Origin of the sequence: Pseudomonas sp. Irchel s3f10 (assembly GCF_900187515.1) — a bacterium.
Taxonomy (GTDB): Bacteria; Pseudomonadota; Gammaproteobacteria; order Pseudomonadales; family Pseudomonadaceae; genus Aquipseudomonas; species Aquipseudomonas tensinigenes.
Genome location: NZ_FYDZ01000003.1, coordinates 306,083 through 329,462, shown reverse-complemented (window position 1 = coordinate 329,462; position 23,380 = coordinate 306,083). Strand labels below are relative to the sequence as shown.

25 protein-coding genes are annotated in these 23,380 nt (G+C 58.5%); 16 read left to right on the top strand and 9 right to left on the bottom strand.

Annotated elements, in window-relative coordinates; all coding sequences use genetic code 11:
- The first annotated feature begins 7 nt into the window (after nucleotides 1-7).
- Both CKW17_RS10640 and CKW17_RS10635 read left to right on the top strand, forming a co-directional pair.
- Nucleotides 8-1,066 carry a type IV toxin-antitoxin system AbiEi family antitoxin gene (locus tag CKW17_RS10640; protein ID WP_095119809.1) on the top strand — a complete coding sequence of 353 codons (1,059 nt, stop codon included), beginning with the start codon at nucleotides 8-10 and terminating at the stop codon, nucleotides 1,064-1,066.
- The gene (locus tag CKW17_RS10635; protein WP_095119808.1) at nucleotides 1,054-1,923 is read left to right on the top strand and encodes a nucleotidyl transferase AbiEii/AbiGii toxin family protein; all 870 of its coding nucleotides are present in this window, start codon (nucleotides 1,054-1,056) and stop codon (nucleotides 1,921-1,923) included. Before CKW17_RS10640 ends, CKW17_RS10635 begins: the two co-directional genes overlap by 13 nt.
- A gap of 51 nt (nucleotides 1,924-1,974) precedes the next feature.
- Here CKW17_RS10635 and pyrE read toward each other — a convergent pair whose 3' ends face one another.
- Nucleotides 1,975-2,619 (bottom strand): orotate phosphoribosyltransferase, encoded by a 645-nt coding sequence (pyrE, locus tag CKW17_RS10630; protein ID WP_008078597.1) that lies wholly within the window; start codon nucleotides 2,617-2,619, stop codon nucleotides 1,975-1,977.
- Nucleotides 2,620-2,701: 82 nt separating this feature from the next.
- Here pyrE and CKW17_RS10625 point away from each other — a divergent pair, with 82 nt between their 5' ends.
- Nucleotides 2,702-3,481 (top strand): exodeoxyribonuclease III, encoded by a 780-nt coding sequence (locus CKW17_RS10625; RefSeq protein ID WP_007920349.1) that lies wholly within the window; start codon nucleotides 2,702-2,704, stop codon nucleotides 3,479-3,481.
- Between the two features lie 80 nt (nucleotides 3,482-3,561).
- Here CKW17_RS10625 and gltS read toward each other — a convergent pair whose 3' ends face one another.
- The 3 genes from gltS to rph form a co-directional block, all read right to left on the bottom strand.
- Entirely contained in the window at nucleotides 3,562-4,773 is a 1,212-nt protein-coding gene (gene gltS, locus CKW17_RS10620; RefSeq protein WP_095119807.1) for a sodium/glutamate symporter, read from the bottom strand.
- Nucleotides 4,774-5,130: 357 nt separating this feature from the next.
- Nucleotides 5,131-5,499 (bottom strand): DUF4870 domain-containing protein, encoded by a 369-nt coding sequence (locus CKW17_RS10615; protein ID WP_095119806.1) that lies wholly within the window; start codon nucleotides 5,497-5,499, stop codon nucleotides 5,131-5,133.
- Nucleotides 5,500-5,527: 28 nt separating this feature from the next.
- The gene (gene rph, locus CKW17_RS10610; RefSeq protein ID WP_027610407.1) at nucleotides 5,528-6,250 is read right to left on the bottom strand and encodes a ribonuclease PH; all 723 of its coding nucleotides are present in this window, start codon (nucleotides 6,248-6,250) and stop codon (nucleotides 5,528-5,530) included.
- 270 nt (nucleotides 6,251-6,520) lie between these two features.
- Here rph and CKW17_RS10605 point away from each other — a divergent pair, with 270 nt between their 5' ends.
- The 6 genes from CKW17_RS10605 (at nucleotide 6,521) to CKW17_RS10580 (ending at nucleotide 11,824) form a co-directional block, all read left to right on the top strand.
- Nucleotides 6,521-7,384 (top strand): YicC/YloC family endoribonuclease, encoded by an 864-nt coding sequence (locus CKW17_RS10605; protein WP_095119905.1) that lies wholly within the window; start codon nucleotides 6,521-6,523, stop codon nucleotides 7,382-7,384.
- A 12-nt stretch (nucleotides 7,385-7,396) separates the two neighbouring features.
- Nucleotides 7,397-8,017, top strand: a complete 621-nt coding sequence (gmk, locus tag CKW17_RS10600; RefSeq protein WP_008078609.1) for a guanylate kinase — start codon at nucleotides 7,397-7,399, stop codon at nucleotides 8,015-8,017.
- Between the two features lie 167 nt (nucleotides 8,018-8,184).
- Complete coding sequence (gene rpoZ / locus CKW17_RS10595; protein ID WP_016985812.1) at nucleotides 8,185-8,448, top strand: DNA-directed RNA polymerase subunit omega; 264 nt, start codon at nucleotides 8,185-8,187, stop codon at nucleotides 8,446-8,448.
- 57 nt (nucleotides 8,449-8,505) lie between these two features.
- Entirely contained in the window at nucleotides 8,506-10,611 is a 2,106-nt protein-coding gene (gene spoT, locus CKW17_RS10590; RefSeq protein ID WP_007954439.1) for a bifunctional GTP diphosphokinase/guanosine-3',5'-bis pyrophosphate 3'-pyrophosphohydrolase, read from the top strand.
- A 24-nt stretch (nucleotides 10,612-10,635) separates the two neighbouring features.
- Nucleotides 10,636-11,016, top strand: a complete 381-nt coding sequence (locus tag CKW17_RS10585) for a RidA family protein (protein ID WP_003229509.1) — start codon at nucleotides 10,636-10,638, stop codon at nucleotides 11,014-11,016.
- Nucleotides 11,017-11,083: 67 nt separating this feature from the next.
- Nucleotides 11,084-11,824 (top strand): hypothetical protein, encoded by a 741-nt coding sequence (locus CKW17_RS10580; protein ID WP_095119805.1) that lies wholly within the window; start codon nucleotides 11,084-11,086, stop codon nucleotides 11,822-11,824.
- A 139-nt stretch (nucleotides 11,825-11,963) separates the two neighbouring features.
- Here the strand turns inward: CKW17_RS10580 and CKW17_RS10575 are convergent, their stop codons facing one another.
- The gene (locus tag CKW17_RS10575) at nucleotides 11,964-12,821 is read right to left on the bottom strand and encodes an SDR family oxidoreductase (RefSeq protein ID WP_095119804.1); all 858 of its coding nucleotides are present in this window, start codon (nucleotides 12,819-12,821) and stop codon (nucleotides 11,964-11,966) included.
- A 188-nt stretch (nucleotides 12,822-13,009) separates the two neighbouring features.
- On the opposite strand from CKW17_RS10575, the gene exbB reads away from it, so the two are divergent.
- The 6 genes from exbB to CKW17_RS10545 all read left to right on the top strand — a co-directional run bounded on the left by exbB (nucleotide 13,010) and on the right by CKW17_RS10545 (nucleotide 19,819).
- The gene (gene exbB, locus CKW17_RS10570; protein WP_095119803.1) at nucleotides 13,010-13,963 is read left to right on the top strand and encodes a tonB-system energizer ExbB; all 954 of its coding nucleotides are present in this window, start codon (nucleotides 13,010-13,012) and stop codon (nucleotides 13,961-13,963) included.
- Between the two features lie 6 nt (nucleotides 13,964-13,969).
- Entirely contained in the window at nucleotides 13,970-14,398 is a 429-nt protein-coding gene (gene exbD / locus CKW17_RS10565) for a TonB system transport protein ExbD (RefSeq protein ID WP_007920333.1), read from the top strand.
- A complete protein-coding gene (locus CKW17_RS10560; protein ID WP_095119802.1) occupies nucleotides 14,395-15,141 on the top strand; it encodes an energy transducer TonB in 747 nt (248 codons plus the stop codon). The genes exbD and CKW17_RS10560 overlap by 4 nt, the downstream gene beginning before the upstream one ends.
- Nucleotides 15,142-15,324: 183 nt before the next feature.
- On the top strand, nucleotides 15,325-16,254 hold the full coding sequence (locus tag CKW17_RS10555) for a hydrogen peroxide-inducible genes activator (protein WP_007920331.1): 930 nt from the start codon (nucleotides 15,325-15,327) through the stop codon (nucleotides 16,252-16,254).
- A gap of 9 nt (nucleotides 16,255-16,263) precedes the next feature.
- On the top strand, nucleotides 16,264-18,339 hold the full coding sequence (recG, locus tag CKW17_RS10550) for an ATP-dependent DNA helicase RecG (RefSeq protein WP_095119801.1): 2,076 nt from the start codon (nucleotides 16,264-16,266) through the stop codon (nucleotides 18,337-18,339).
- A 79-nt stretch (nucleotides 18,340-18,418) separates the two neighbouring features.
- Entirely contained in the window at nucleotides 18,419-19,819 is a 1,401-nt protein-coding gene (locus tag CKW17_RS10545; RefSeq protein ID WP_034152069.1) for an aminoacyl-tRNA deacylase and HDOD domain-containing protein, read from the top strand.
- Nucleotides 19,820-19,915: 96 nt separating this feature from the next.
- On the opposite strand, the gene CKW17_RS10540 is transcribed toward CKW17_RS10545, so the two are convergent.
- A complete protein-coding gene (locus CKW17_RS10540; RefSeq protein ID WP_095119800.1) occupies nucleotides 19,916-20,299 on the bottom strand; it encodes a helicase in 384 nt (127 codons plus the stop codon).
- 581 nt (nucleotides 20,300-20,880) lie between these two features.
- On the opposite strand from CKW17_RS10540, the gene CKW17_RS10535 reads away from it, so the two are divergent.
- Nucleotides 20,881-21,252, top strand: coding sequence for a DUF6124 family protein (locus CKW17_RS10535; RefSeq protein ID WP_016985802.1), 372 nt, complete (start codon nucleotides 20,881-20,883; stop codon nucleotides 21,250-21,252).
- Nucleotides 21,253-21,364: 112 nt separating this feature from the next.
- On the opposite strand, the gene CKW17_RS30340 is transcribed toward CKW17_RS10535, so the two are convergent.
- The 3 genes from CKW17_RS30340 to CKW17_RS10525 all read right to left on the bottom strand — a co-directional run bounded on the left by CKW17_RS30340 (nucleotide 21,365) and on the right by CKW17_RS10525 (nucleotide 23,378).
- Nucleotides 21,365-21,526, bottom strand: coding sequence for a hypothetical protein (locus CKW17_RS30340; protein WP_176470057.1), 162 nt, complete (start codon nucleotides 21,524-21,526; stop codon nucleotides 21,365-21,367).
- A gap of 280 nt (nucleotides 21,527-21,806) precedes the next feature.
- Nucleotides 21,807-22,238 (bottom strand): hypothetical protein, encoded by a 432-nt coding sequence (locus CKW17_RS10530; RefSeq protein ID WP_095119799.1) that lies wholly within the window; start codon nucleotides 22,236-22,238, stop codon nucleotides 21,807-21,809.
- A gap of 66 nt (nucleotides 22,239-22,304) precedes the next feature.
- Nucleotides 22,305-23,378, bottom strand: coding sequence for a M48 family metallopeptidase (locus tag CKW17_RS10525; RefSeq protein ID WP_095119798.1), 1,074 nt, complete (start codon nucleotides 23,376-23,378; stop codon nucleotides 22,305-22,307).
- Between the last annotated feature and the right edge of the window lie 2 nt (nucleotides 23,379-23,380).

Genomic DNA, 23,380 nt, shown 5'->3' with positions numbered 1-23,380 from the left:
GATAGCAATGAAAGATCTAGATAACCGCTCAAGAGAAAAACTAAGTGATCTCCTGAACAGAATTCCTATTCTGGTAGTAGAGACGTTGAAATCCGCCCCGCCCGCAAATCGCTGGAATCCTGACTTCATTGTAGAAACCAGGGTATCCGGAAAGCCCCACCACCTGATTTGCGAAGTGAAGGCAAATGGGCAGCCGCGATTTGTCAGCACAGCGATTCTCCAGCTGCGCGACTATGTTTGTGACTCACCCGTAAGCTCCACTCCCATCCTCATAGCGCCCTATCTGTCGCCTGCCGCGAGGCAGCTTTGTCGCGAAAAGAGCGTCGGTTATCTCGATTTGGAAGGCAACTGCTGGATCGCATTCGACGGTATTTCCATTGATCATCAAGTGACAGACAAACCGGCTACAGAGCGCAGAGAGTTAAAGTTTCTCTTCAAGCCTAAATCTGCTCGAATCATGCACACCATGCTTCAAAAACCAGAACATGCGTGGCGCGTTGTAGAGCTTTCCGAAGCGGCGGGAGTGAGCTTGGGCCAAGTCAGCAATGTGCGCAAAGCACTACTGGACAGAGAATGGGCCGACTCAACGAACGAAGGAGTACAGCTATCTGACCCGACTGCGCTGCTCGATGCATGGGTTGAAGTTTATGAACCACCCGTGGCTGCGCGTAAAACGTTTTACACCACATTACATGGACATGCTTTGCAAGAAGCAGCGCGCAATGCGCTTAGCGACCGCAGCAGTGGAAGCGCCGTTTTTTCTTCATTTTCTGCTGCTCAATGGCTCGCGCCCTATGCACGAATAAACACGAGTTTTTTCTATGCAGATAACGAAGGGCTGGAAAAACTGATCAACGCATTGAAGCTCGTTCCTGCTTCGAAAGGCGAAAATGTCGTCATCAATGTCACCCAAGACGAAAGCTTACTGCTAGATACCATTGAACCTGCTCCAGGCATCTTATGCACGAGCCCGGTTCAGACTTATCTGGATCTGAGTGTTGCTGGTGAGCGCGGCAAGGAAGCAGCGGAACACTTGCGCGAGGAAAAACTCATATGGCCGCTCTGATCCCTCAAGAACCCCAGTCAGCTTCGGATTATGACGATCGAACAACGAAGGCCGTGAAGACGGTACTTGTTGAAATGGGGCAGATACTGGGTAGCTTCAAAGGTAAATTCGTGGTGATCGGCGGTGCCGTGCCATGGTTGTTGCTTGCAAATGAGGATATGCAACACGTTGGCACGCTCGATGTGGATTTAAGCCTGGACGCAGAAGCTCTCGGGGATGGGGAATACGCAACGTTAGTTGAGGCCCTTATGGGCAACGGGTACGAGCAGAGAGGGGAATTACGCCGCTTTCAACTCGTCCGCCAAGTACCCGCACAGAACGAAGGGGCTGCTATAGATGTGATCGTGGACTTCCTGATGCCACGTGACGCTGAAATCATCCAGAACAAGCCACCTATTCTCACCGAGTTTGCAGTTCAGCGTGCTGATGGGGCCGATCTGGCGCTGCGATTTTATCAAATGGTTGCGATTGAAGGCCCCATGCCAATGGGTGGGACGAATCGCGTCGAGGTCGCTGTTTGTTCAATCCCCGCATTGCTGGCGATGAAAGGGTTCGCGCTAAATGGCAGGTACAAACAGAAAGATGCTTATGACATTTATTATTGCGTGCGCAATTTCCCTGGAGGAATAGAAGCGCTCGCTGATGAGTGTCAGCCCGTTCTCGCAACGGGAAACGGTGAGCAAGGCTTCCTTCACATCAATGAAAAATTTGATGTCGTTGGTGGTTACGGACCCGTGTCAGTAAGACGATTCGTAGAAGACAGCCAAATCCTGGAAGACCGAACACCGGAACAGTGGCAGCAAGATGCTTTTGGCCAGGTTGATGCGCTACTGCGCGCAATACACCTACGCGACTGAATGTTTTCGGCAGCAGCTAATAAAGCCCTGTTCTCACAGGGCCTCTCATCATCAGACGCCGAACTGGGCGCGGTAGGCTTCCACGGCGGGCAGGTGTTGCTTGAGCTGCGGATCATCGGCGAGGAATTCCAGCACCTGATTCAGCGAAACAATGCTGATCACCGGAATGCCGAAGTCGCGCTCGACTTCCTGGATCGCCGACAACTCACCGTTGCCACGCTCCTGACGGTTCAGCGCGATCAGCACGCCGGCAGCCTTGGCGCCGTCCTGCGAAGCGATGATCTGCATCACTTCGCGGATTGCCGTACCGGCGGTAATCACGTCGTCGATGATCAGCACGTCGCCGGTCAGCGGCGCACCGACCAGACTGCCGCCTTCGCCGTGGGCCTTGGCTTCCTTGCGGTTGAAGCACCATGGCAGGTCACGGTCGTGATGCTCGGCCAGCGCCACGGCAGTGGTTGCCGCCAGCGGAATGCCTTTGTAGGCCGGGCCAAACAGAACGTCGAAGGGAATACCGCTTTCAGCGATGGCTGCCGCGTAGAAACGCCCCAGCTGCGCCAGAGCCGAGCCCGAGTTGAACAGGCCGGCATTGAAGAAGTAAGGACTGGTGCGCCCGGACTTCAGGGTGAACTCACCGAAGCGCAAAACGCCGCGATCGATGGCAAAACGAATGAAATCGCGCTGATACGCTTGCATGAAAAAAACCCCAAATACCACGGATTTAGCTAATTAGCTTGACGCCGTGTATCATACACGCACGCGATTTTTGGGGCCATTTATGCGGATCATCAGTGTGAACGTCAATGGTATTCAGGCGGCAGTCGAGCGTGGTTTGCTCAGTTGGCTGCAAGCACAGAATGCCGACGTCATCTGCCTGCAGGACACCCGTGCCTCCGCCTTTGAACTGGATGACCCAGCCTTCCAACTGGATGGCTACTTCCTTTATGCCTGCGATGCTGAAGTCCCTGCCCAAGGCGGCGTGGCTTTGTATTCGCGGTTGCAACCGAAGGCTGTCATCAGCGGTCTCGGTTTCGAGACGGCCGACCGCTACGGGCGCTACCTGCAAGCAGATTTCGACAAAGTCAGTATTGCCACCTTGCTGCTCCCTTCGGGGATGAACGGCGATGAGGACTTGAACCAGAAGTTCAAGCTCATGGACGACTTCGGCAAGTACCTGGACAAACAGCGACGCAAACGTCGCGAGTACATTTATTGTGGCTCGCTGTACGTGGCGCAGCAGAAGCTCGACATCAAGAACTGGCGCGACAGCCAGCAATCCCCGGGCTTCCTGGCGCCTGAACGCGCCTGGATGGACGAGATTGTCGGCAACATGGGCTATGTCGATGCCCTGCGCGAAGTCAGCCGCGAAGGCGACCAGTACAGTTGGTGGCCGGACAACGAACAGGCCGAGATGCTCAATCTGGGCTGGCGCTTCGACTACCAGATCCTGACTCCAGGGCTGCGACGCTTCGTACGCAGCGCACGCCTGCCACGTCAGCCGCGGTTCTCGCAGCACGCGCCGCTGATTGTCGACTACGACTGGACGCTGACCATCTAAGCGACGTTTCGCCGTACAAAAAATGCCCATATCGCAAGATACGGGCATTTTTTATGCCTGCGCTCAAGACGGAATCGAATTCAGACGGCGGCGAAGAACGGCAACATCAAGTACAGCTTGATCACGACGACATTGATAATGTCGATGAAGAACGCCCCGACCATCGGCACCACCAGAAACGCGATCTGCGAGGGGCCGTAGCGCTGCGTCACGGCCTGCATGTTGGCAATGGCAGTCGGCGTGGCGCCCAGGCCAAAACCGCAATGCCCTGCCGCCAGCACGGCCGCATCGTAGTTGCGGCCCATCACCCGGAACGTCACGAAGATCGCGAACAGCGCCATGACCAGCGCCTGCACGGCCAGAATGATGAAGATCGGCAAGGCCAACGCGGCCAGATCCCACAACTTCAGTGACATCAAGGCGATTGCCAGGAACAACGACAGACTGACATTACCCAGCACCGAGACTTCACGCTCAAACACCTGATACAGGCCCAGCGCTGAAAGACCGTTGCGCAGCACCACGCCTACAAACAGGACGCAAACAAACGTCGGCAACTCGAATGCGGTCCCCTGCAGCAGGCCGTTCAACAGATTGCCCGCCAGCAAACTGACCGCGATCAAGGCGAGTGTTTCTATAAACGAAAATGGGGTAATCGAGCGTTCTTTGTTTGGTTGCTCGAAGCCTTTTGGCAACCGCGGCGGCACATCCTGACTCTGACCACCGGGCACCTGCACTCGCTTGATGAGCAAGCGCGCGACCGGTCCGCCGATCAAACCACCCAGCACCAGACCAAACGTCGCGGAAGCCATCGCCAGTTCGGACGCAGAGGCCAGACCGTACTTCTCGCTGAATACCGTACCCCACGCAGCACCCGTGCCATGGCCGCCCGCCAATGTGATCGACCCGGTCAACAGCCCCATCAATGGATCAAGCCCAAGCATTTTTGCCAAGCCGATACCCATCGCATTCTGCACCACCAACAGCCCGGTGACCGCCAGGAGAAATATCCCGACGATGCGCCCGCCTTTCTTCAAGCTGGCAAAATCTGCGCTTAGACCGATGGTGGCAAAAAAGGCCAGCATCAGAGGTGTCTGCAGAGAAGTATCAAAACGAATTTCAATATCGAACGTTCGCAGCAGCAACAACAGCAAGGCAACTACCAGACCACCCGCTACAGGTTCAGGGATATTGTAACTGCGCATAAAACCAACACGCATAACGAGCCCGCGCCCTAGCAGAAGCACTAAGGAAGCGGCCACAAGTGTTCCGTAAAAATCGAGCTGAATCATTGGGATTATTCTTGGCTATATATTCAGAGGCGCGCTTTTTACCTGCACGCGCCTCATGAACCGGCTGATTGTCTCAACACTGATTACTCGGAAATTCAAAAGCCTTCGATGGCTTGAATATATCTTAATATTTCAGGAGAAATATTATTCGGCCAACTTTAACAATCGTCGCCGTTGATTCCAAGGCCATGAATCCAAACTAAGCCAATGCAGTTGTGACCAAAAGTGTATATATGGAAAGAGTATCGACCAGTCATCGCGGTCAGATTATTCCTACATATAGTAGAGACTAATTTAGTTGCATAAATAAAAATGCCCTGACAAGTCAGGGCATTGGTTTTAAACTTTTCGAGCTTCTTATTTGATCAGCCGCCAGGTAAACGGATATCGATAAGGAAAACCTTCATTGGCTTTCACACCGGCGATGATCGTCAAAACCAGCGCGCCGATCGCCAGTATCCCCAGCAGGAAGAACCCGATGATCAGCACCATCAGCAGGAAGCAAATCAATGAGGCGATGGCGACGGTGATCTGAAAATTCAACGCCTCCTTGCCCTGCGCATCGATGAACGCATCTGTCTCGCGCTTCATCTGCCAAAGGATCAAGGGTCCGATCAGATTGCCGAACGGAATCCAGATCCCCAGCAAGGCGGACAAGTGACAAAACATCGCCCATTGGCGAACCTCTTGGCTCGGTTTGGGCAACAACTCTTGCTTGTCACTCATCGCATCCTCCTTGCGGCTATCCACCTGCTCAGTCGGCCAGTGCAGCCTTTTGCAGTTCGAAGATTTCGTTCATACCTTTCTTGGCCAGTTCCAGCATGGCGTTGAGGTCTTCAGGCTGGAACGGCGCGCCTTCAGCGGTGCCCTGTACTTCGATGAAGCCACCGGTGCTGGTCATCACCACGTTGAGGTCAGTCTCGGCAGCGGAGTCTTCAAGATAGTCCAGATCCAGCACTGGCTCACCTTGATACATACCCACCGATACGGCACCGATCATCTGCTTGAGCGGATCGCCGCCCTTCAGGCCACCACGCTTCTTGATCACTTTCAATGCATCAACCAGCGCAACCATGGCACCGGTGATCGAAGCAGTGCGGGTGCCGCCGTCAGCCTGGATCACGTCGCAGTCGACGTACAGGGTCACGTCGCCCAGCTTGGACATGTCCAGCGCAGCGCGCAGGGAACGACCGATCAGACGCTGGATTTCCAGGGTGCGACCGCCCTGCTTGCCACGGCTCGCTTCACGCTGGTTACGCTCGCCAGTGGCGCGCGGCAGCATGCCGTACTCGGCGGTCAACCAACCTTGGCCCTGACCCTTGAGGAAACGCGGCACGCCGTTTTCGACGCTGACGGTGCAGATGACTTTGGTATCACCGAATTCGACCAGTACGGATCCCTCGGCGTGTTTGGTGTAGTTGCGGGTAATGCGGATCGAGCGGAGCTGATCGGCAGCGCGACCACTTGGACGTTTCATAGGGAATACCTGTACTGGGGACGGAAAACTGCCGAGCATTATAGAGCCCTGCACCGCGACTGGGCACTTGTTAAAAATCCCGACCGACGATCGAAGCCCCTGAAACACCCATTACCGACGGGCTGCAGCCCTTTGTCACACCGTGTGTTTGGGCGCATTCGCCGCACTGCGCTACAATCCTGCGCCTTTGCTGCCAGTCGGCTTAAATTCATTCATATCGTGCTCGCGAAACTCACGTTTCGCGCCGATCTGCATTGCGAGGTCACCGCCATGGTGCACAGCATGACCGCCTTCGCCCGCGTCGAAAAAGCCGGCGCACAGGGCACCCTGAGCTGGGAGCTGCGCTCGGTCAACAGCCGCTATCTGGAGCCCCACCTGCGCCTGCCGGAGTCGTTTCGCGACCTCGAAGGCGCGGTACGTGAAGCGCTGCGTCAGGGCCTGTCGCGGGGCAAACTCGAATGCACCCTGCGTTTCACCGAAGAAAGCACGGGCAAAACACTGCAAATTGATCGCGAGCGCGCCGCGCAGTTGGTCGCCGCCGCTGAGACGGTCGCTGGTCTGATCAAGAATCCTGCCGCATTGAATCCGCTGGAAGTGCTGGCCTGGCCCGGCGTATTGGTGGGCGATGCGACTGACCCGCAGGCATTGAACGCCGACGCACTGGCCCTGTTCAATCAAGGCCTGAAAGAGTTGAAGGCTGGCCGCGAGCGCGAAGGCGCGGAGTTGGCACGCTTGATCAACGAGCGCCTGACCTCTATCGAAGAAGACGTCGTGACCCTGCGCGAACTGGTACCGCAGATGCTTGCGACCCAGCGCCAGAAAGTCCTCGACCGCTTCGCCGACATGAAGGCCGAACTGGACCCGCTGCGCCTCGAACAGGAAATGGTCATCCTCGCGCAAAAAAGCGACGTGGCCGAAGAACTGGATCGCTTGAGCACCCACATCATCGAAGTGCGCCGTGTGCTCAAATCCGGCGGTGCGGCCGGACGTCGCCTCGATTTCCTGATGCAGGAACTCAACCGCGAAGCCAATACACTGGGCTCCAAGGCCTTCGACCCGCGCAGCACCCAAGCCGCCGTCAACCTCAAGGTTTTGATCGAGCAGATGCGCGAACAAGTGCAGAATATTGAGTAAGGCAACCCCGACATGACCCACAGCACCGGCACCCTGTACATCATTTCCGCGCCATCTGGCGCGGGCAAGAGCAGCCTGGTCAAGGCGTTGACCGACGCCATTCCGGAAATTCGCGTTTCAGTTTCCCACACCACTCGCGCCATGCGTCCGGGTGAAGTGGACGGCGTGAACTATCACTTCGTGACCCGCGAAGAGTTCGTGAAGATGGGCGAGCATGGCGACTTCCTCGAACGCGCCGAAGTCTTCGGCAACTTCTACGGCACCTCGCAAAGCCGCCTGCAGCAGACGCTGGACGAAGGTCACGACCTGATTCTGGAAATCGACTGGCAGGGCGCCGAGCAAGTGCGCAAGCTGATGCCGCAAGCACGCTCGATCTTTATCCTGCCGCCGTCGCTGCAGGCCCTGCACCAGCGCCTGACCAATCGCGGCCAGGACAGCGACGAGATCATTGACGGCCGCATGCGCGAAGCGGTCAGCGAGATGAGTCACTATGTCGAGTACGACTACCTGATCATCAACGACGATTTTGCTCACGCACTGGATGATCTCAAGGCGATTTTCCGCGCCAATCAACTCCAGCAGAAACGCCAGCAGGTACGTTTCGGCAAATTGCTGGCCGAATTGCTCGGTTAATCAGCACTTCCCAAAACAGCTGCAAGCGCTTTACATTGGTGCTTGCAGCGCGTTGAAGGGCTTGGTCAAAAAATCAGCGCTTCCCTAATCGCTGGTGATTTTTTAAACTGTTGAGTCCGCTCGCCCAACCGGGCAGCGCGCATATTGCATTCGCTCCGAGGAATACCATGGCCCGCGTAACCGTTGAAGACTGCCTGAACCACGTGGAAAACCGTTTTGAGCTGGTCATGCTCTCTACCAAACGTGCCCGTCAACTGGCCACCGGCGGCAAAGAGCCACTGGTTCAGTGGGAAAACGACAAGCCTACCGTTGTAGCGCTGCGTGAAATCGCTGAAGGCCTGATGAGCTACGAGTTCATCGCCGAGCAGGAAATCGTCCAGGATGAGCCGCTGTTTGCAGCGTTCGAGGACGAGTCCAACGAGGCCGTCTAAGCCTATGCCTGGTCGACGTAGCACGGCGCGGGATCACAGCTTACGGCAGGAATTATCATGCCGAGCATAGACGCCCTCGCCGATCGCTTATCGACCTACCTCGGCAATGACCAGGTCAACCTGGTCCGCCGAGCGTATTTCTACGCCGAACAAGCCCATGACGGTCAACGCCGTCGCAGCGGCGAGGCGTACGTCACGCATCCTCTTGCCGTGGCCAATATTCTTGCCGACATGCACATGGACCATCAGAGCCTGATGGCAGCGATGCTGCATGACGTGATCGAAGACACCGGTATCGCCAAAGAAGCGCTGCAAGCGCAGTTCGGTGAAACCGTGGCCGAACTGGTCGACGGGGTCAGCAAACTGACCCAGATGAATTTCGAGACCAAGGCCGAAGCCCAGGCCGAAAACTTCCAGAAAATGGCCATGGCCATGGCGCGCGATATTCGCGTGATCCTGGTCAAGCTTGCCGACCGCCTGCACAACATGCGCACGCTGGAAGTGCTGTCCGGCGAAAAACGCCGGCGGATCGCCAAGGAAACCCTCGAAATCTACGCGCCCATCGCGAACCGGCTGGGCATGCATGCGATCCGCATCGAATTCGAAGACCTCGGGTTCAAGGCGATGCACCCGATGCGTTCCGCGCGGATCTACCAGGCGGTCAAACGCGCCCGGGGCAACCGCAAGGAAATCGTCAACAAGATCGAAGAATCCCTTGGCCATTGCCTCGCCATCGACGGCATCCAGGGGGAAGTCAGCGGTCGGCAGAAACACCTCTACGGCATCTACAAGAAAATGCGCGGCAAGCGTCGGGCCTTCAACGAGATCATGGACGTCTATGCGTTCCGGATCATCGTCGACAAGGTCGATACCTGCTACCGCGTGCTAGGCGCTGTACATAATTTGTACAAACCGTTGCCGGGGCGCTTCAAGGATTACATCGCGATCCCCAAGGCCAACGGCTATCAGTCGCTGCACACCACGCTGTTCGGCATGCACGGCGTACCGATCGAGATTCAGATTCGCACCCGCGAAATGGAAGAGATGGCCAACAACGGCATTGCCGCCCATTGGCTGTACAAGTCCAGCGGTGACGAACAGCCGAAAGGCACTCACGCCCGTGCCCGCCAGTGGGTCAAAGGCGTGCTGGAAATGCAGCAACGCGCCGGCAACTCGCTGGAATTCATCGAGAGCGTGAAGATCGACCTGTTCCCGGACGAGGTCTACGTCTTCACCCCGAAAGGCCGGATTATGGAGCTGCCGAAAGGCTCCACGGCGGTCGACTTTGCCTACGCGGTCCACACCGATGTCGGCAACAGCTGCATCGCCTGCCGGATCAACCGTCGCCTCGCACCGCTGTCCGAACCGCTGCAAAGCGGCTCTACGGTCGAGATCGTCAGCGCCCCCGGCGCACGACCAAACCCGGCGTGGCTCAACTTCGTGGTCACCGGCAAGGCGCGCACGCACATCCGCCATGCGCTGAAACTGCAACGTCGCTCCGAGTCCATCAGCCTCGGCGAACGCCTGCTGAACAAGGTCCTCAACGGTTTCGACAGCGCGCTGGAGCAGATCCCGGCCGAACGCGTCAAGGCGATGCTTACCGAGTACCGCCTCGAACTGATCGAAGATTTGCTTGAAGACATTGGCCTCGGCAACCGGATGGCTTACGTCGTTGCCCGACGGCTGCTCGGCGAAGGCGAACAGCTGCCAAGCCCCGAAGGGCCGCTGGCGATTCGCGGCACCGAAGGTCTGGTGCTGAGCTACGCCAAGTGCTGCACGCCGATCCCGGGCGACCCGATCGTCGGGCACCTGTCGGCGGGCAAAGGCATGGTCGTGCACCTGGACAACTGCCGCAACATCAGCGAAATCAGGCACAACCCGGAAAAATGCATCCAGCTCTCGTGGGCCAAGGATGTCACCGGCGAGTTCAACGTCGAACTGCGTGTCGAGCTGGAGCATCAGCGCGGCCTGATCGCCCTGCTGGCCAGCAGCGTCAACGCAGCCGACGGCAATATCGAGAAAATCAGCATGGACGAACGCGATGGTCGCATCAGCGTGGTCCAGTTGGTGGTCAGCGTCCACGACCGTGTGCACCTGGCCCGCGTGATCAAGAAGCTGCGCGCCTTGACCGGGGTGATCCGCATCACCCGCATGCGTGCATAACCTGCCTATTACAAGGAGTCATTCATGACCAAAACCGTAATCACCAGCGACAAGGCCCCGGCCGCCATCGGTACTTACTCCCAGGCGATCAAGGCAGGCAACACCGTTTACATGTCGGGTCAGATTCCTCTGGACCCAAAAACCATGGAACTGGTTGAAGGCTTCGAAGCCCAGACCGTCCAGGTGTTCGAGAACCTGAAGGCCGTGGCCGAGGCCGCTGGCGGTTCGTTCAAGGACATCGTCAAACTGAACATCTTCCTCACCGACCTGAGCCACTTCGCCAAGGTCAACGAGATCATGGGCAAGTATTTCGACCAGCCATACCCGGCCCGCGCCGCCATCGGCGTGGCTGCCCTGCCAAAGGGTTCGCAGGTTGAAATGGATGCCATTCTGGTCATCGAGTGATGCGCACGGCGCGGCCTTCAATCGCCGCGCCGACTGCTGCAAGAAAAGGTTTTGAAAGGATTCCACCATGCGCAAAGCGCTAGCTCTCCCGCTGCTCGCCATTTTCCTCGGCGGCTGCGCCAGCAACCCTGCCGACCGTGACATCAGCGGCACCTGGATCAATCAGGTGGCGATCGATGCCGCAGCCAAGGGCGGCCCCCTGCGCGAAGCGCTTCAGGCTTACGGCCCCAACCTCGAGTGGGACGTCAACACCAAGGCCAGTCAGGCCCGCTACACCAACGGTTTTGAGAACGTCGAAGGACGGCTGCTGGGTGAGAAATCCGGCGCCTGGAAAGTCGACTTCTATGGCAGTTCTGCCAGCGAGCTGAAACGCGACGGCGGACAACTGCAGCAAGCCGCCAGCGACAACGAACCCGAGCAGGTGTTCGACCGCGCACAGATTCCGGTGCCGGAAGGCGCACCGATCGGCGCCAGCTTCGAACGTGCGCTGTATTCGGCCTATCTGGGCGGAGACTGGAAAATCACCAACGGCCAGGGCGAAGGCAGCACGGTGCAATTCCAGGCTGACGGCCAAGTGTCCGGCTTGCCCGGAGCCGATCGCTACGCACTGTGTCTGGCGGGTGATTGCGCATCGATGAGCAACGGCAACGACAGCATGTGGCTGCAGCAGAACGGTCAGGGCAATAACTGGATCTTTGTGCGCAAGGGCAAAGAGCTGGAGATTCTGCAGGCGGTGAATGCCGCGCTGGCGGATGAACAACCGCAGTTCACCGCGGGTGAGCGCAAGTGGTTGCTCGAGAAGCAGTAACCCGCTTCTGAAACCGCTGAAGATCAAATGTGGGAGCGAGCCTGCTCGCGAAAGCAGTGTGTCAGTCAAAGTAATATTGCCTGATACACCGCTTTCGCGAGCAGGCTCGCTCCCACAGTTGTTTTGTGTTGTTAGAAAGTCAGCATTTACCTTCGAGGATCGAGGCGTAGCCTTCGCGGTAGCTCGGGTACGTTGGCGTCCAGCCCAGGGCCTTTGCTCGCGAATTGCTGCAGCGTTTGCTGCCGGTACGCCGCACGCTGGCATCTTCCGACCATTCGGTCACGCCCAGATACTCACGCAACCAGCCCACCACCTCGGCCAAGGGTGCCGGCGCGTCGTCGACGCCGATGTAGAAATCCTCCAGTTTCACGCCCTGCCGATCTTTCTCCAACAGGAACGCCAGCAACCCTGCCGCGTCGTCAGCATGAATCCGGTTGCCATACAGCGGCGGCTCGACCGCCACGCGATAACCGCGACGCACTTGAGTCAGCAGCCATTCGCGGCCCGGCCCGTAGATCCCGGTCAAACGCAGAATGCTCGCAGGAATGCCACTCTTAAGCGCGACCTGCTCAGCCTCAAGCATCAATCGTCCTGAATAACCGGCAGCGATGGTCTCTGAGTTCTCATCAACCCACTCACCCTCCTGCTGCCCATACACACTGCTGCTGGAGACGAAGATCAGCCGCTCCGGCACTTGACCGTAATCCTCCAGCCAGCTCAGAACATTCTGCAAACCCTGCACATAAGCCGCGCGATAACCGGCTTCATCGTGATCGGTTGCCGCTGCGCAATACACCAGATAGTCCACGGCACCCACCGGCCAGGTCGCCGGACAGTCTTCGTTGAACAGGTCACCAGCAACGCCAATCACACCGTCAGGCAGTTTCGAAACATCCCGGCGCAGGCCATGAACTTCCCAGCCAGCCGCCAGCAATTGCTTGGCCAGACGACTGCCGACATCACCACAACCGGCAATCAAAACAGAAGGCGCGGACATCAAAAAACTCCTATCGGAAAGACACAGACTAGCCTCGGGACAGGACGAGCGGCTAGCAATGCAGGAAAAAAAGATACTCTATTACTTTTGTTAACAAGAATTACTTGCAATAATGCACGCCACTTTTGTTCTCGGCCTCACGAGGCCTGGTAGAGCATCACCGTTTTTCTATCTCAGGTCCGGCCAGCATGACACGTAATCAAATCCCCGCTTCGCCAACCAATCGACCTCGCGCCTGGAGCGCAGTGGCGGCTCTGCTGCTCAGCTTGATGCTGGCGCCGACTGCCGCTTTCGCCGACGCCCAGGCACCTGCAACGCCAGCCGCCACCGAGCAAAGCGCACCAACTGCCGCTCCGGCTACGCCGGCCGCGACCGATCCGGTGCAAGCAGTTGACGCTGCCGACGCTCCTGAAGTTCTCGAAGCCGACAACAGCCTGGGCATGGCCCACGACCTGTCGCCGTGGGGCATGTACCAGAACGCCGACATCATCGTGAAAATCGTGATGATCGGTCTGGCCATCGCTTCCATCATCACCTGGACCATCTGGATCGCCAAAGGCTTCGAGCTGATGGGCGCCAAGCGTCGTCTGCGTGGCGAAATCGCCGCCCTGAAGAAAGCCACCACCCTTAAAGAAGCCAGTACCACTGCCGGCAAGGAAGGCACCCTCGCCAACCTGCTGGTGCACGACGCCCTCGAAGAGATGCGCCTGTCGGTCAACAGCCGCGAGAAAGAAGGCATCAAAGAACGCGTGAGCTTCCGTCTCGAGCGTCTGGTTGCCGCCTGCGGTCGCAACATGAGCAGCGGCACCGGCGTCCTCGCCACCATCGGTTCCACCGCGCCGTTCGTGGGCCTGTTCGGTACCGTGTGGGGCATCATGAACTCCTTTATCGGCATCGCCAAAACCCAGACCACCAACCTAGCTGTCGTAGCGCCGGGTATTGCTGAAGCATTGCTGGCCACCGCACTGGGTCTGGTTGCCGCGATCCCGGCCGTGGTGATCTACAACGTCTTCGCCCGCTCCATCGCCGGTTACAAGGCGCAGGTTTCCGACGCCTCGGCAGAAGTGCTGCTGCTGGTCAGCCGCGACCTCGACCACCAGCCTGAGCGCAGCTCGCAGCCGCACATGGTCAAAGTGGGGTAATCGGCCATGGGCCTGCATTTGAAAGAAGGCGCAGACGACGATCTGGCCGAGAACCACGAAATCAACGTCACGCCGTTCATCGACGTGATGCTGGTGCTGTTGATCATCTTCATGGTGGCCGCTCCATTGGCCACCGTGGACATCAAAGTCGACCTGCCTGCCTCGACCGCCAAACCGGCGCCGCGGCCGGAGAAACCGGTGTTCCTCAGCGTCAAGGCTGACCAGCGCCTGTACATCGGCGACGATGAAGTGAAAGCCGAAACCCTTGGCGCCGTGCTCGACGCCAAGACTCAGGGCAAGAAAGACACCACCATCTTCTTCCAGGCCGACAAAGGCGTGGATTACGGCGACCTCATGAGCGTGATGGACAAGCTGCGCTCCGCCGGTTACCTGAAGGTCGGTCTGGTCGGACTTGAGACGGCAGCCAAGAAATGATCACGACGCGCCATAAGCTGACGCGTTACAGCGGTAGCCTGGCCGTGGTGCTGGGCGTTCACGCGCTGGCCATCGCGCTGGCGCTGAACTGGACCGCCCGCCCGCCCATCGAATTGCCCCCGCAGGCAATGATGGTCGAGCTGGCCCCGGTTCCGGCCCCGCCACCGCCTGCTCCGCCGAAAGTCGTCACACCGCCGCAGCCACCGGCTCCGGTTGAAGAGTTGCCGATTCCGAAGCTGGCCGAAGCACCGAAAGCGGAAATCGCGGTGCCCAAACCCAAGCCGAAGCCAAAGCCGAAACCGCCGAAGCCGGTCGAGAAGAAGCTGCCGGATCCACCGAAGGAAAAACCTTCCGAGGAGAAACCGGCCGACACTCAACCGACTCAGGCACCGACGGAGAAATCCGCCCAGCCTGCGCCGGGTCCGTCGCCGGCACAGTTGGCAGCCAAGGCCAGTTGGCAAGGCACCCTGCTCGCGCATTTGGCCAAGTACAAAAAGTACCCGGCCAGTGCTCAGGCACGCGGTAAAGAAGGCTTGAACCGTCTGCGCTTCGTGGTGGATGCCGAAGGCAACGTGCTGTCGTTCGAACTGGTGGGCCGCTCGGGCAACGCTGATCTGGACCGGGCAACCCTGGAAATGATCCGCCGCGCACAACCGCTGCCCAAACCACCGGCCGACATGCTCAACAACGGCTCGATCGAAATTGTTGCGCCGTTTGTTTACTCGCTGGAACGCCGCCGTTAAGTAGCAAGATCAAAAGATCGCAGCCTTCGGCAGCTCCTACATTGGAATGCATTTCCCTGTAGGAGCTGCCGAAGGCTGCGATCTTTTGCTTTATGACGTACTCGCATTGGGCCCTCAGTCTGATAACGTGCGTCTATCGATTGCAGCCGGTATGCTTGGCCCGCATCTTCATGGACGCTTGCTATGACCCTCACAGAATTACGCTACATCGTCACCCTCGCCCAAGAGCAGCATTTCGGCCACGCCGCCGAACGTTGCCACGTCAGCCAGCCGACCCTGTCGGTGGGCGTGAAAAAGCTTGAAGACGAACTCGGTGTGCTGATTTTCGAGCGCAGCAAAAGTGCCGTGCGCCTGACCCCGGTCGGCGAAGGCATCGTCGCCCAGGCGCAGAAAGTCCTCGAACAAGCGCAAGGCATCCGTGAACTGGCCCAAGCCGGCAAGAACCAGCTGACCGCGCCGTTGAAAGTCGGTGCGATCTACACCGTCGGCCCGTACCTGTTCCCGCATCTGATTCCGCAACTGCACCGGGTCGCCCCGCAGATGCCGTTGTACATCGAAGAAAACTTCACCCACGTGCTGCGCGACAAACTGCGCAACGGCGAGCTCGACGCGATCATCATCGCCCTGCCGTTCAACGAAGCCGACGTGCTGACCCTGCCGCTCTACGACGAGCCGTTCTACGTCCTGATGCCGGCCCAACACCCGTGGACGCAAAAAGAAACCATCGACGCCGGCCTGCTCAACGACAAGAGCCTGCTGCTGCTCGGTGAGGGCCACTGCTTCCGCGACCAAGTGCTGGAAGCCTGCCCGACCCTGACCAAGGGCAACGACGGCGCCAAACACACCACGGTAGAATCCAGCTCGCTGGAAACCATCCGGCACATGGTCGCGTCCGGTCTGGGCATCTCGATCCTGCCGTTGTCGGCCGTCGACAGCCATCACTACGCCCCCGGCGTGATCGAAGTGCGGCCACTGTCGCCGCCGGTGCCGTTCCGCACCGTGGCCATTGCCTGGCGCGCGAGCTTCCCACGGCCGAAAGCCATCGAGATTCTCGCCGACTCCATTCGCCTGTGTTCGGTGGCCAAGCCAGCGGCACCGGTTACGGCCGGTTAAGCGAGCGTCATGACGGAGCTGTCGCAAGTGTCGGTGACGGCACTCAAGGGTGTCGGCGAAGCCATGGCCGAGAAACTGGCCAAGGTTGGTCTTGAGAATCTGCAGGACGTGCTGTTTCACCTACCGCTGCGCTATCAGGATCGCACCCGCGTGGTGCCGATCGGCGCGCTGCGACCGGGACAGGATGCCGTGGTCGAAGGCACCGTCAGCGGTGCCGACGTGGTCATGGGCCGCCGGCGCAGCCTCGTCGTGCGTTTGCAGGACGGCACCGGCGGTCTCAGTCTGCGCTTCTACCATTTCAGCAACGCGCAGAAAGAAGGCCTCAAGCGTGGCACGCGGGTGCGCTGCTACGGCGAAGCCCGACCCGGCGCGTCAGGACTGGAAATCTACCACCCGGAATACCGCGCCATTACTGGTGACGAACCGCCGCCAGTCGATGAAACCCTGACCCCGGTCTACCCGCTCACCGAAGGCCTGACTCAGGCGCGTCTGCGCCAGTTGTGTCTGCAGACGCTGACCATGCTAAAGCCAGACACCCTGCCCGACTGGCTACCCACCGAACTGGCGCGCGACTATCAACTGGCGCCGCTGGCCGATGCGATCCGCTACCTGCACAACCCGCCCGCCGATGCCGACGTCGATGAACTCGCCCTCGGCCATCACTGGGCGCAGCATCGCCTCGCTTTCGAAGAACTGCTGACGCACCAACTGTCACAGCAACGTCTGCGCGAAAGCATGCGTTCACTGCGCGCGCCAGCCATGCCGAAAGCGAAAAAGCTGCCGCCGAAATATCTGGCCAACCTCGGCTTCAACCCGACCGGCGCGCAACAGCGCGTCGGCAACGAAATCGCCTACGACCTCAGTCAGCACGAACCGATGCTGCGCCTGATTCAGGGCGACGTCGGCGCCGGCAAAACCGTGGTTGCCGCCCTCGCCGCCCTGCAAGCGCTGGAGGCCGGTTACCAAGTCGCGCTGATGGCGCCGACCGAGATTCTCGCCGAGCAACACTTCATCACCTTCAAGCGCTGGCTCGAGCCGCTGGGCATTGAAGTCGCATGGCTGGCCGGCAAGCTCAAGGGCAAGAACCGCGTTACCGCGCTGGAACAGATCGCCAGCGGCGCACCGATGGTGGTCGGCACTCACGCGCTGTTTCAGGACGAAGTGCAGTTCAAGAATCTGGCGCTGGTGATCATCGACGAGCAGCACCGCTTCGGCGTGCAGCAGCGTCTGGCGCTGCGGCAGAAAGGCGTCGGCGGACGCATGTGCCCGCACCAGTTGATCATGACCGCCACGCCGATTCCACGGACATTGGCGATGAGTGCCTACGCCGACCTCGACACCTCAATCCTCGACGAACTGCCACCCGGACGAACGCCGGTTAACACCGTGCTGGTCACCGACACCCGCCGCGTCGAAGTCATCGAGCGCGTGCGCGGTGCCTGCGCCGAAGGCCGTCAGGCCTATTGGGTATGCACGCTGATCGAAGAGTCGGAAGAGCTGACCTGTCAGGCCGCCGAAACCACGTTTGAAGACCTCACCCTCGCCCTCGGCGAACTGAAAGTCGGGCTGATTCACGGGCGCATGAAACCCGTCGAGAAAGCCGCCGTCATGGCCGAATTCAAGGCCGGCAACCTGCAACTGCTGGTCGCCACCACGGTGATCGAAGTCGGCGTCGACGTACCCAACGCCAGTCTGATGATCATCGAAAACCCCGAGCGCCTCGGTCTCGCGCAACTGCACCAGTTGCGCGGCCGCGTTGGCCGGGGCAGCGCCGCCAGCCATTGCGTGCTGCTCTACCATCCGCCGCTGTCGCAGATCGGTCGTCAGCGCCTGGGCATCATGCGCGAGACCAACGACGGTTTCGTCATCGCCGAAAAAGACCTCGAACTGCGCGGCCCCGGGGAAATGCTCGGCACCCGCCAGACCGGCCTTCTGCAATTCAAAGTCGCCGACCTGATGCGCGACGCCGACCTGCTGCCAGCCGTCCGCGACGCGGCCCAAGCCCTGCTGGAACGCTGGCCAACCCACGTCAGCCCATTACTCGATCGCTGGTTGCGCCACGGGCAGCAATACGGCCAAGTGTGAGCACCGTCGCAGTTTCTGACAGATCGTTCTGACCAAGCTGGTTATACTCCTGCCATTGTTTCAAAAACGGATACAGATCATGACCGAAGCCGCTCTCGCCCCCGAATCCCCGCACGCGCCGTCTGTCATTCGGCTGCTGCTAGGCAAGCTGGGCATCGCCTACGAAGAAGTGCTCGACCACCACGGCCTCAATGCCTCGCGCAAGGTACAAGCCGTGTTGCTGGACGACGCCGTCGGCGCGCTGATGGTGCTGTTTCCGCAGAGCCAATTGCTCGATCTCAATCGCCTCGCCGAACTGACGGGCCGGCGCCTCACCGCCGTCTCGACCGAGCGCCTGGAAAAGATGCTCGGCAAACACAGCCTGAGCCTGCTGCCGGGCCTGCCGGCGTTGACCAGTTCACCCTGCCTCTACGAAGAAAGCCTGCTGCGCGAACCGAAGTTGCTGATCAACTCCGGCGAGCCGGGCCTGCTGCTGGAAATCGCCAGCGAAGATTTCAAGACCATGCTGACCAAGGCCAGCGCCGCCAACTTCGGCGAAGCCCTGAGCAGCATCCGCCCGAATCTCGACCGCCCGGACGATGACCGCGAGGAAATCACCCAGGCCGTGCAAGCGTTCACCGCGCGGCGCATTCAGCAGCGTCTGGAAGCGACCATCGAGATTCCGCCGCTGGCCGAAACCGCGCAAAAAATCATCAAGCTGCGCGTCGATCCCAACGCCACCATCGACGACATCACCGGCGTGGTCGAAACCGACCCGGCGCTGGCCGCGCAAGTGGTGAGCTGGGCGGCGTCGCCGTACTACGCCTCGCCGGGCAAGATTCGTTCGGTGGAAGACGCGATCGTCCGCGTACTCGGCTTCGATCTGGTGATCAACCTTGCGCTGGGCCTGGCCCTCGGCAAGACCCTGAGCCTGCCCAAAGATCATCCGCAACACACCACGCCGTACTGGCAGCAGTCGATCTACACCGCCGCCGTCATCGAAGGCCTGACCCGCGCCATGCCGCGCGCCCAACGCCCGGAAGCCGGCCTGACGTATCTGGCCGGTCTGCTGCACAACTTCGGTTATTTGCTGCTGGCCCACGTGTTCCCGCCGCACTTCTCGCTGATCTGCCGCCACCTGGAGGTCAACCCGCACCTGTGCCACAGCTACATCGAGCAACATCTGCTCGGTATCAGCCGTGAACAGATCGGCTCATGGCTGATGCGCTACTGGGACATGCCCGACGAACTGGCCACCGCCCTGCGCTTCCAGCACGACCCAAGCTACGACGGCGCCTACGCCGAATACCCGAACCTCGTCTGCCTGGCCGTGCGCCTGCTGCGCAGCCGCGGCATCGGGTCCGGGCCGGATGAAGATATTCCGGATGCCCTACTCGAACGCGTTGGCCTGACCCGCGAAAAAGCCAACGACGTCGTCAGCAAAGTGCTTGAAGCCGAAGTCCTGCTGCGCGAACTGGCCTCGCAGTTCAGCCAGGCCTAAAAGCTTCGCGAGCAAGCTCGCTCCCACAAGGTTTCGGTGACCTCCTGTGGGAGCGAGCTTGCTCGCGAAGAATCCAACTCGGTCTAACTGACCACCTCAAGCCTTAGGCTTAGCCTTCCTCGGCACCAAATACTTCATCAACCCTTGAAACCACATCACCAGCGCCGGATTACCCTTCAGCTGGATCGACTTGTCCTGAATCCCCTGCATAAACGCCAACTGCTTGTTCTTCGCCTGCATCGTCGCAAAGCCATAACCGGCATCTTTAAACGCAATCGCAAACGCCGGCTCCTCCACCACGCCAGACTTGCTGGTGATGCGCTGATCCTTGACCACGAAATGCCGCGCCACTTTCCCATCCAGCGTCTGCAGCTGAAACACCAGATCCTTGTCACCCAACTGCTGCTGGAACGCAGGATTTGTCCGGCTGGCCTTACCCATCAACAAACCCATCATCCACAGAAGAAAACGAAATTTCATGCGCACAGCCTCAAAAGGAAAATGAACGGCCGGGGCAGTGTAAGGGATTCGGACGATAACGCCAGTATCTGACGCTGTTGGAAGAGGATGCTGACTATTCCCCGCACGATGACCGCCAAGTCACGATTCAGCGCTCGCCCACTGATCGTTACCCCGCTGCGCGTGGGAATGCATCCCGAGACGCTCGGCGTCTCACCACTCACCTTTCCTACACCTGTTGAAACACATCCCTGTAGGAGTTGGCGAAGCCTGCGATCTTTTGATCTTCCGCCCCGCGAATCTATGGGAAATTTCCTGCAAGGTGCGGTGCTGTCCATGAACTAGGCGAGTTGGTGCGGTGGGGATAGGCTCTGTGGGTCGCCGCAAAATCGGTGACTCGGACGTGCAAGTCCAGACTCGTCATGCATTCAGTTATGGCTATTCGCCGAGTGTTTTCCTATGCTCGCGAACTGTTATGGCGGCTGTGTATGGGAGGCCTTCGGGTCTGCCGGTTTCCGAGTCCGGTCTTGCACACCTATACACAGCTGCCACCCTTTCGAAGCAAGCGAAACGGTGTTGGCTCCATAACTCGGAAAATACCTATGATCAAACCAACACCCAATCCCCCAGAAAACCCGGATATTTCGCCCTACGAATCTCTGGAATCAAAGAAATTCCACGAAGCCGCCGAGCGCGCCCTCGACCACCATTTCAAACCAGCCGTCGAACCACATCCCAAACGTGAAAACGGCCTCTTCAAACTCTCTCCCGGCACCGACGCCGAAGCCCTCATGGCCAACGCCTCCGAAGACCTCCTGTCCATCAGCGTCATCGCCTGCGACCTCGCCGACGACCTCCACGGCTCCCGCCGCTCGGTAGCCCTTGCCCTGAGCAGAATGGCGGACGGGGTGAGATTGATGGTGGAAGGGACGCTCGACCAGATTGAAGTGCGAAGCGTGGCGGCCAAGCCGTAGCGAGATTTGCGGATGAAAAAAGGGGACGTTAAGTCCCCTTTCTGCAACTACCTGTAAACCCAGGCACAAAAAAGCTGCCAATCACGGCAGCTTTTTTGATAGTCCGAAATCATCAGCCAGCTAGTCGACCGACAGGCTCGAAATCACTGCCATTGGACAGAGCAACATCCAGAAAGCGGCTGCGCTTATCGGAACGCTTGGCCAAAACTTCACGAGCTTCAGCCTGGAGCCGGGCAGCCATCATAGGCTTAGGTTCATGTTTGGACTTTTTCATGGAAACCTCTCGGGTCTCGAAATTTGACTGGATCGCCCTGTCTGGCGGCGCCACCCGCCCCTTTGATTCTTGGGCATGGATAATCAATGGCAATTTTGAAGGTCGAGAGAGTAGCGATATTTGAAAGCTCTTGAATAGCCGCCGGAAACACCCCGACATTGATTATCTGATCGAAGAAAACCGCAGGCTCTAACCCTGTCGCTGACTCATCACGCATCGGCGAGACGGGATTGACTACCCATAAAGGGACGTTAAGTCCCCTTCCTGAATATTCTCTGCCTCACCATTGGCAACCTGTTTCAGGTTTCGAATCCACGTTGTAATCGTTTTCAAACGAATACTTCTTTGCGGATTTGTAATTCGTATACGACATCGCATCAACCCGGCCACCCTGAGTGACCATCTGATACTCACCTGTCAGTGCGCCATCAACTACTTCAACCCAAGTTGTCGTGTACTGGTAGGGCCGGCCATACACGAGTTCTTCTTGTTCAGTACTGCGATGAACCAGCCCAATAGCCTTTTTTGACTTGCTGTACTTGACGCCAGCACCGCTCCATTTGGCGACAGAGTCGTAATAGGTTCGGAATTCAAAATTTATGGGTTTGCCTTCGTAGGAGCGGAAGCAAAAAACCTCGGTCGTGACCTCGCTATGCGCCGCCAGAGGAACGAAAACGAGCAACGCGGAAAACAATGCAGACGAAAATTTCAAACCGAATATTCCTTTAGCGGTTCATGGGTACAGAACACACAGTTACAGCAACTCAACGAGCTCTTGTCACGCCTCGGGCGCCACAGCGCTGCGCTCCCCCACCCTCGCCGGGATTTTCGAAGCTTTTCCCGCTTCAGACATTCGCGATGAGTATTGCTTGTACGCCGGCACCGCTCGCTCTTTATCGTTCACGGCCCAATAACTGTCAGCGAGATTCAGGTAAGCAACCGTCCTATTTGGGTGGTTGGCAATCACTGCATTGAGCAACTCAATCGACTCAGCGTAGAAACCCGCCTCGCCCAGTAAAAACCCAAGGTCGTTGGACCAGCCGGGACGCTGCGGGTAGTAGTACTTTGCGGCGATATAGCTATCCGGGGGACAAGTGTCATGTGAGCCACCGCCCATCAACGCGTAGCTCATCGTATCCTTGAAGGAAGAGTCATCACCCTTTCGGTAGGCTGCCAGCGCCATATCCAGCAAATCAGCCGAATCGACGGTCATCAATTTCTTTCTCACGCCCTTAATACTGCCAGTACGAGCAACCTGCAGCTTCTGCAGCGCCTCACGCCCATCGAAAGAGGCCAGAGTGATTGGGCCCAACGTCTGCACCGGCAACTCCACTACGCTGACAAGCGACCGGTCACAGGAGTCGTTGTTCGCCACTTCCAGCAGAGCTTTCAGCTCAAACTGCTTTGAACCTCTGTTGAAGGCGAACAACAGGTTGAAGTTGTAAACCGCGTTATCTTCTTCGCTAGTTACCAGCGCGATGTAATCCCCAGCCTCAACGAACGGCTGCTTGACGACAGCTTCCTCAGACTGCGGATCAATGACAGTCATGACGCCGGGGCGACCTTTGACTACATGGACGCTGAAGACACCCTGAAGAGCGGCCGAGTACTGACTCTTGATCAGAGGCAGCGCCTTCGACGTATCGAGCAAAATTTCCTCATTACGTGCCTGCACCGGCGCGATCAACAACCGGTTGGAGGCCTCGTCCGCATCCCCTGTCAGAACAAATACCTTTTGCCGTGATGCATCACCCAGCAAGCTAGCCGGAATTTCCTTCAGGACTTGGGGCGCAGCAAGCGCGCATGAAGTGGTTAGCAGCCCAAGGCTCAACACGATAAAGCGGAAGAACATAT